Origin of the sequence: Paenarthrobacter sp. YIM B13468, from assembly GCF_042788025.1 — a bacterium.
Lineage (GTDB): Bacteria > Actinomycetota > Actinomycetes > Actinomycetales > Micrococcaceae > Arthrobacter > Arthrobacter aromaticivorans.
Window position 1 is genome coordinate 1 of the sequence record NZ_JBHZPI010000052.1, and the last position, 2,144, is coordinate 2,144.

Below are 2,144 nucleotides of genomic sequence, written 5' to 3' on the forward strand. Positions count from 1 at the left end.
TTCTGTCAGCGCTGGTCGAATAGTGAGCCATTTCGTGGGTTGAAAACTGAGCCACGTTGACGTGGTTATTCTTCCGTATTTTCCAGTCTTGTCGAGGGTAGCGAGTCTGTTTGTGTGTGTTTGAGCCGGTAGCTGGAGCCTTTGAGCGTGATGACTTCGGCGTGGTGAACGATCCGGTCGATCATGGCTGAGGCCACGACCTGGTCTCCGAACACATCACCCCATCGGGCGAAGGGCAGGTTCGAGGTCAGGATCAGGGATGCGTGTTCGTAGCGTGAGGAAACGAGCTGGAAGAACAAGTTCGCGGCGTCTTGCTCGAACGGGATGTAGCCAACCTCGTCCACGATGATCAGCCCGTAGCGACGCAGCCGGACCAGCTCCTGCGGCAACCTCCCGTTCTGGTGCGCTGTCTGGAGCCGGGCAACCCAGTCGATAGCGGTACCGAACAAGACCCGGTGGCCCAGTTGCGCGGCGCGCAGTCCGAGCCCGGTCGCGAGGTGGGTTTTCCCCGTGCCGGGCGGGCCGAGCAGGACGATGTTGGATGCCTCGGTCAGGAACGACCCGGTAGCCAGGTGGGCGATCGTGTCCCGTTTGAGGCCTGGCTGATGGTCGAAGCTGAAGTCCTCCAGCGATTTACGGGCCGGGAACCCCGCGGCCCTGGTACGGGCCTCGGCTCCGGAGGCTTCGCGGGCGGCGACTTCCCGGGAAAGGACGGCGGCGAGGTATTCCTCATGGGTCCAGCCGGCCTCTCGTGCCTGTTCAGCGAGACGGGTGGCCGCTTCCCTGATCCGGGGTGCTTTCATGGCCCGGGAGTAGTACTCGATCTGGCCGACGGTTTCCTTGGTCCCGGACATCATGCGACCTGCCCGTCATCAATGACGATCCCGAATGCGCGATCATAGTCAGCCAAGTCCCGCAGCCCCGCAGTGTCCGCGGAGGGGGCGGGGTTCTGGAAGGCTTTCCGCAGGGTCCGGGCAGCGTCGACGTGGTCCGGGTCAGTGATCGTCAGGCCGGTGCCCCAGGACCGGGCATGATCGCCGACATTTCTGCCGTCCAGGCTGATGCGGACCGTGTCCAGGTCTGCGGTGATCTCGACGAACCTGCCGATGGCCTGCGGGTGGACGGAGTAGTCATTCGATCCCACCCGGACGTAGTAATCCCGTGGGAGCCTGATCCTCGCCGCGAACCCTGTCACGGGCGGAACCGGAGGCAGTGCCAACATCCCCGCCTTGTCCTGGTCAAGCAGTTCCGTGGGCCGGGCCCCGGTCCGCCGGACCAGCCGTGCGTTGGCTCTGGGCAGCCACTGGCCGAGCTGGGTGTTGAAATCCTCAGGGGATGTGAAGGACCGCCCTGGCAGGAAGGAGGTTTCGAAAAACCCGTTGGCCCGTTCCACCACGCCCTTGGACTCCGGGTCGTAGGGCTTGACCTGCACGATCTTCGTCGCGAGGACCCCGGCGAAAGCTGACACCCCGGCCGCGAAGCTGTTCCGCCGACCGATGCCGGTTTCGTTATCCCAGACCAGCCGCCGCGGAACAGCGCCCAAACCGCTAAGGAGCTCCCACATGCCAGCGAGCAGATCCCCGGTCATGCGCGACGGAATCATCCGCGCCATGATGAACCGCGAATGCGAGGACACCATCACCAACACCGGCAGGATCCGCGGCTTCCCGGACCCGACCGGGATCCGCACCTCCGGGAACCACAAGTCGCACTGGGCCTGCTCGCCCGGTTCGTAACTGATCCGATCCGCGGGATCCGGTGGTGCGTACTCCGGCCGGATCCGGGCCACGTTTTCCCTGAACCAGGCCGGAGAACCGGTCCACCCCACCCGCTCCGCCACTACCGTGGCCGGCATCCGCGGGTTCTCTTTCAGCAACGCCCGGATAGCCGGCTCGATTGCCTTGATCCCGGAATCCTGCCGCGCGCGCACATACACCGGCGGCCCCTCGGCACTGACAGCCTTCGCAACCGTGTTTCTTGAGATACCCAGCCGCGCTGCTATCGACCTCATCGACTCACCCTCGGCAAGATGCAACCGCCGAATAAGCGCCCAATCCTCCACAGTGATCACCCACCCAATCGTTTGGAACGAGTGGCTCAGTTTTCAACCGTCACAATGGCTCACTTTTCGACCGGCACCGACA

Annotated in this window: 2 protein-coding genes; both read right to left on the reverse strand. The window is 64.1% G+C overall.

The features are described from left to right. Positions 1-65: 65 nt before the first annotated feature. Positions 66-857 carry an IS21-like element helper ATPase IstB gene (gene istB, locus ACFX4T_RS25530; protein WP_377655209.1) on the reverse strand — a complete coding sequence of 264 codons (792 nt, stop codon included), beginning with the start codon at positions 855-857 and terminating at the stop codon, positions 66-68. Next, on the reverse strand, positions 854-2,071 hold the full coding sequence (gene istA / locus ACFX4T_RS25535; protein WP_377655211.1) for an IS21 family transposase: 1,218 nt from the start codon (positions 2,069-2,071) through the stop codon (positions 854-856). Before istA ends, istB begins: the two co-directional genes overlap by 4 nt. Positions 2,072-2,144: the final 73 nt, after the last annotated feature.